Source organism: Variovorax defluvii (assembly GCF_039541515.1).
GTDB classification, from domain to species: Bacteria; Pseudomonadota; Gammaproteobacteria; order Burkholderiales; family Burkholderiaceae_C; genus Variovorax; species Variovorax defluvii.
In genome coordinates this window covers 1-4960 of sequence record NZ_BAABGJ010000030.1, presented here as the reverse complement: position 1 = coordinate 4960, position 4960 = coordinate 1, and the positions used below count along the sequence as shown (strand labels likewise).

6 protein-coding genes are annotated in these 4960 nt (G+C 66.9%); all 6 read right to left on the bottom strand.

All coding sequences use genetic code 11. From position 1 onward, the window contains the following. Nucleotides 1-142: 142 nt before the first annotated feature. Nucleotides 143-799 carry a hypothetical protein gene (locus ABEA07_RS15385; protein WP_345538909.1) on the bottom strand — a complete coding sequence of 219 codons (657 nt, stop codon included), beginning with the start codon at nt 797-799 and terminating at the stop codon, nt 143-145. 256 nt (nt 800-1055) lie between these two features. After that, complete coding sequence (locus tag ABEA07_RS15380; RefSeq protein ID WP_345538908.1) at nt 1056-1214, bottom strand: hypothetical protein; 159 nt, start codon at nt 1212-1214, stop codon at nt 1056-1058. Next, nucleotides 1180-1473 (bottom strand): hypothetical protein, encoded by a 294-nt coding sequence (locus tag ABEA07_RS15375; RefSeq protein ID WP_345538907.1) that lies wholly within the window; start codon nt 1471-1473, stop codon nt 1180-1182. Before ABEA07_RS15375 ends, ABEA07_RS15380 begins: the two co-directional genes overlap by 35 nt. Beyond that, nucleotides 1448-1753, bottom strand: coding sequence for a hypothetical protein (locus ABEA07_RS15370; protein WP_345538905.1), 306 nt, complete (start codon nt 1751-1753; stop codon nt 1448-1450). The genes ABEA07_RS15375 and ABEA07_RS15370 overlap by 26 nt, the downstream gene beginning before the upstream one ends. A 75-nt stretch (nt 1754-1828) precedes the next feature. Next, complete coding sequence (locus ABEA07_RS15365; RefSeq protein ID WP_345538903.1) at nt 1829-3892, bottom strand: ParB/RepB/Spo0J family partition protein; 2064 nt, start codon at nt 3890-3892, stop codon at nt 1829-1831. 567 nt (nt 3893-4459) lie between these two features. Continuing rightward, nucleotides 4460-4960, bottom strand: a 501-nt coding sequence (locus ABEA07_RS15360; protein WP_345538902.1) for an IS110 family RNA-guided transposase, incomplete at its 5' end; no start/stop codon positions are given.

The following is a 4960-nucleotide window of genomic DNA, read 5'->3' as shown; positions in this document are numbered from 1 at the left end:
GCGACTGACCGTGCGCTTGATCTGCTGGATCTGCTCCGGACCAAAGCGCAGCGCACCGCCGGGACCGCGCCGGCCATGGCTCACGATGTCCAGTGCCATGTCGCGATCGCCGCCACCCAATGGGCGCGATCTCACCATCCGCTTAGGCATGACGCACCTCCCAGCTCATCAGGTTGCGGCGTACCACCGCCGCCGACGCTTCGCGCGCCGATTCCACTTCGTGGCGCACATGCGCGAGCAAATCACGCAGCTCCGATGCTGCGGGTTCGGCCAAAGTGTTCGGCATGTCGAACATTCGCAGTTGCCGACCCAGGGCTGCCAGCTGCGCGCCCACCGCCTTGATCAAGTCCAGCTCCCGCGGCGGCAGCACGTCCGAGGCGCACACGTGGTTGTGGATGAGAAGCGCCAGGTACGTGCCGGTTCTCATGCCCCGCGCGCCAGCGCGCTCTGCTGCACGCGTGCGATCGCCATGACGAAGGCGCAGCGTGATGCGGTCCTCGGATGCAGTGTCCGTCTCGGCGCCGCACACATCGGCAGGCGGCTCCGAAGTCACTGCGCCTGGAGGGTTGGAACGCAGCACTTCGTCGACGAGTTTGGAGAGCAGGCCCGCCTCGGTGAGCTGATGACGCGCGGCCAGCTCGGCGAATCTCGCCTTCACATCGGGAGGCAACCGCATCGAGATCACGACGGATCGAGGGGCGTTGGCCATCACGGACACCACGGGTGTAAACAATGTCTGACGCCAGTCTATCCTGCCCTCAACACCGCACAAGGACTCTGCGTTCGGCATGTCGAACATTCGTATTGAGGTCTTCGACCAGCGCCGCCGAGCCGCGACGCGCGAGTGGCGCCGCTACCCGATGAGGCGCCTCACCCCCTTCCCGTGTTCGGTGTGCCGAACACATGGCGCAGACGGCGCGGCCACCTACGCAAAGGCCTGCCATCCTCGATGGCAGGCCCACAATCCTGGCACGCACCCTTCAGCTTCGCATTCGTCGCCCGGTCTTCTTCCGTTCTGCTCGCTCGAGCGCCACGCGCTGCTTCACCGCTGCGTATTAGCACCACGCCAGGTCGACCGTTTCGCGTGAACGCAGCCCCTTGGCGCGCAGTTCGATCACGCCGCCGACGATCGTCACCATCACGGCCCGCAGTCCTCGCTCGCGCACCATGGCCGTGCTTTCACGGGTCACCGGCTTGAACGACTTCGTCGCCATCAAGCGCTCCAGCGCGCCGCGAGCTTGCGGGCGAGTTCGACATGCCGCTCTCCGCTTCCGACAGATGCCCGGCGATTTCGGCGAGATCCTGGTCCGGCACGTGCCGTTGCCGTGCCTGCTCGACCCCGAGCACGGCCAGTTGCAGGAGCTCCTCGCATTCGCGCGTGCGCCGCGCGAGGCAATGGCCCTCGAAGCGCGACAGCGGCTCGGACGCCGCCTGCAATGGCGCCGCGCTATCGACCGTGTTTACCGGACGCATGATGACCTCGCTCGTCGGAGGCCTCGCCACGTGCCTGCGGTGGCGCGCCCAGTTCCCGCGTCGGCTCGCCGTCCAGCTGCACCGGCGTGAGTTCGCGCGTGCTCCCGATCCCCGCGATGACTGGAGGCGTCGGCTGAAAGCGCGCGGCGAAGGCCGGGGTGATCGGTCTGGAGAGCGTTGAGAAGGCGCCAGGGGCTGTCCTGCCGACCGTCACGAGGGTCACTGCCGCCACCACGACGCCGACCGTGCCGCCGATGATGACCTTGTGTATGGTTTTCATGAAAAATCTCCTTGGGAAAGTTCGGCGATCGATGTGCCGCGTGCCGCCGGGCTGTCCAGCGGCACGCAAGGGCGATCACTCGTCGATGTCAGTGGTGGTCCGTTCCGACGGCGCGAGCACGCGCAGCGGCTTGGGCAGCCAGCGCGTGCCTTCCAGCTTGCTGGCGCAGTACGCGACGGCTTGCGGCTTCTTCATGCCGGCCACCGCCTTGCTGCAGTCGGCGCCGGTCGCCTCCATCACCGCTTCCAGCGCCTTGGCCTTGCTGACGCTGCCGAGATAGTGGGTGGCGGACGGCACCCACCAGTCGGCCATGTCGATGCCGAGCGCCTCGGCCAGCGCGTCGCTGTGATCGAAGCTGCGCTCGCGGCCCGTGACAGCGTTGAAGCTACGGGCTGTGCAATACGCCAGCAACTCCATCAGGGTGGCGTCGGGCTGCGCCAGCAGCCAGCGAAACAGCATCTCGGGCGAACCCGGCAGGCGGTCGCCCCAATGCGACTCGGCCTCGCCCAGCAGTGTGGCGGCGGGACTGGCGGCATAGTCGCTCGCGTCCTCGGACAGCGCATGATCGCCGGTCACGCTGGCGGTAACCTTGACCACGTTGTTGCCCCGCCCATAGAGGCCGAATACCGTCTCGGCCATCCGGTGCACCAGGGCCACCAGGGCCGCCCTCGGGTTCTGCATCAGCGCCGCCTGGATCGCAGCCGTGCGGTGCGCCGTCAGGTCGCGCATCAGCTTCTCGCTGAACTCCGCGCGAGCCGGCGTTGCAGTATCAGGCATGGTTCCAGCCGCACCATCATCGCGTGCGGAAGGCATCGCCTTGCGGTCCTCGGGGCGCACCAGTCCGCGATCGATCGCGACCTCGCCGCGATGGTTGAGCCGCACCAGCGCCCCGGCACGCCTCATCTGCTCGGGCGTCCATTGCCGCAGCCCGTCGCGCACGGCAGCGAGTTTCTCTTCGACGCAGTCCAGCGCCTCGCACAACCGTTGCTCGATCAGTTCGAAGTCCTCGGCATCCGGGTCGCCTTCGTCCTGGTGCTTGTCGTAGGCCTGGGCCTGCGCGCGCTGTTCGGCCTCCAGCTGCTCGATGACCTGGGCCTCCTCGGCGGTCGGCTCGCGCTCGTCTTGTGCCTCCCGTCCGTAGCCGCGCAGCGTTGCGCTGTCGGTGTCCAGCGCGCAGTCGACCCAGGACCACCCCTCGGCCTGCACCGCCGCCGCTGCGCCGCGCAGCTTGTCCATGGCGAGGCCCAGCAGCAGGGTCGGGTTGTCCAGGAAGATGCTGCACAGGTCTTCGGTCGAGGCGAACAGGTCGCGCCGTACCGTGCCGCCCGCGGCCTCGTAGGCGTCGAGCCCGACGAAGCGTGCGAGCTTGCTGTCCGCGCAGCAGGCCTCGGCCATGATGGCCTGGCGAATCCGGTAGGCGCTGCGGTCGTAGCTGGACAGGCTCTCCCAGACCGCCTGTTGTGCCGCGTGATCCTCGGTCAGCGCCAGGGCCTGCAACTGGTCCGGCTCGATCTCGTTCGCTCGGTACATCGCGATGAAGCGGGGTGCGAGGCGCGCCAGTCGGAGCCGCCGCTCCACCGTCAGCGCTGACACCCCGAAGCGCCCGGCCACCTGGGTCACCGACAGGCCGCCGTGCTCGACCAGTCGTCGGAACGCCTCCATCTGGTCGGCCGGGTGCATCGGTTCGCGGCCCGAGTTCTCGGCCAGCGACACCTGCAGCGCCAGCGCCGGATCGTGGACCTTGCACTCCACCGGCTGCGAGGCGTGCCATTTGCCTTGCTCGACCAGCAGCCGCATGGCACGCAGGCGCCGGCCGCCGGCCACCACCGCGAAGTGCCCGTCGGGCAGCGCCACCACGCTCAGGCGATTCAGCAGGCCCTGCGCCTCGATCAGCGCCGCCAGTTCAGCGAGGCCCTGCTCGCCCGCGACTTGCCGCACGTTGGCATCGCTGAGCTCCAGCCGGTCCAGCGGCACCAGCACATCCTCGCCTGGCGCTGGCGCCGGCGCCAGCGCACCTTCGTCCTTCACTGCCTCGCTCGGCTGCTCAGCTGCATGCCCTGCTGCCGCCCTGCCCTTTGCAAGCTTCTGCCGCTTGCTCGCGGCCTTGCTCGCCGTCCTGTCCTTGTCGATGACCGTCATGTCTGTATTCCTTCCGATGAAGTTGGGTTGAAGAGATGCCGGGTTCCTAGATTCCGAGCCCCTTGTGAAAGGGTTGCTGCACGCATCGGCCTCCTACCCGGAGCTGGCCGCCGTTTTCCTGAGTTCTTCGCCCGGTGGACGGGCGCGACCGAGGGGACGGGGGAGCAAGGGGGAAGCATTCGTAACGCGTGAGCTACAAGGGCTTCCCCATGAGTCAAGCGCGTTTGCTCCCCGACCATGCGCCGGTGAGAAACTAGAGTTACGGAGTCAAAGGTCCGCTGCTTTCGCGGTTCGCGGCAATCGTGGAACCAAGGTGCGGACTGGCGACGCTACAAACGGCCATTCATGCAGCGCGTTCGCTGCGGGCCCTGATGAAAGACGCGCGCGAGGGCCTCATTCGTTATGCGAGGACGGCACTTACCGCCTCCACGCGTTACTCAGGCACTCCCCGCGCAGGTCCAACCTTGCTTCATCACTATGAGCCGTCAAGCGGCGGTGAAAATCAAACTTGGCGCAGATTCAGGTTCGAAGGTTTGGTTCGAATGCTCAAGCCGCTGCCGACCCAGGTCATGCTGGCATTGCGAACTTCTCTCCTCGAGACAGAACGGCCCACGCCATGCGGGCATTCTTGGCAGCGATGGCCACGATCGCTCGCCAGTAGCCGCGACGCTCGGCAAGCGTGATGGCCCATCGGCTCACTCCATCCGTCTTGCCCTTGGCTATGTTGAGCATGGATCGGGCTCCCAGTACCAGCAACGATCGCATGTACCCATCCCCCGCCTTCGTGATGTGCCCGAGTCGTGTCTTCCCACCCGAGCTGTACTGACTCGGCACCAGGCCGAGCCAGGCTGCGAACTGACGACCGTTCTTGAAGTCATGCCCGTTCCCGATCATGGCCAGCATCGCGGTGGCGGTGGTCTTGCCAACCCCACTCAGGCGCATCAGCTGCTGAGCGCGACTGTCTTCGCTGGCGATCTGCGCGATATACCGGTCGTACAGAGCGATTCGATCGTCCAGGCGGCTCAGCTCGCTGAGCAAATCGCCGATGACGGTATTGCTCCAGCCGGG

Bases quoted from the DNA above. Each gene is read 5' to 3' on its own strand.
- ABEA07_RS15385 (WP_345538909.1), bottom strand. From the start codon at position 799: ATGTTCGACATGCCGAACGCAGAGTCCTTGTGCGGTGTTGAGGGCAGG.
- ABEA07_RS15380 (WP_345538908.1), bottom strand. From the start codon at position 1,214: ATGGCGACGAAGTCGTTCAAGCCGGTGACCCGTGAAAGCACGGCCATG.
- ABEA07_RS15375 (WP_345538907.1), bottom strand. From the start codon at position 1,473: ATGCGTCCGGTAAACACGGTCGATAGCGCGGCGCCATTGCAGGCGGCG.
- ABEA07_RS15370 (WP_345538905.1), bottom strand. From the start codon at position 1,753: ATGAAAACCATACACAAGGTCATCATCGGCGGCACGGTCGGCGTCGTG.
- ABEA07_RS15365 (WP_345538903.1), bottom strand. From the start codon at position 3,892: ATGACGGTCATCGACAAGGACAGGACGGCGAGCAAGGCCGCGAGCAAG.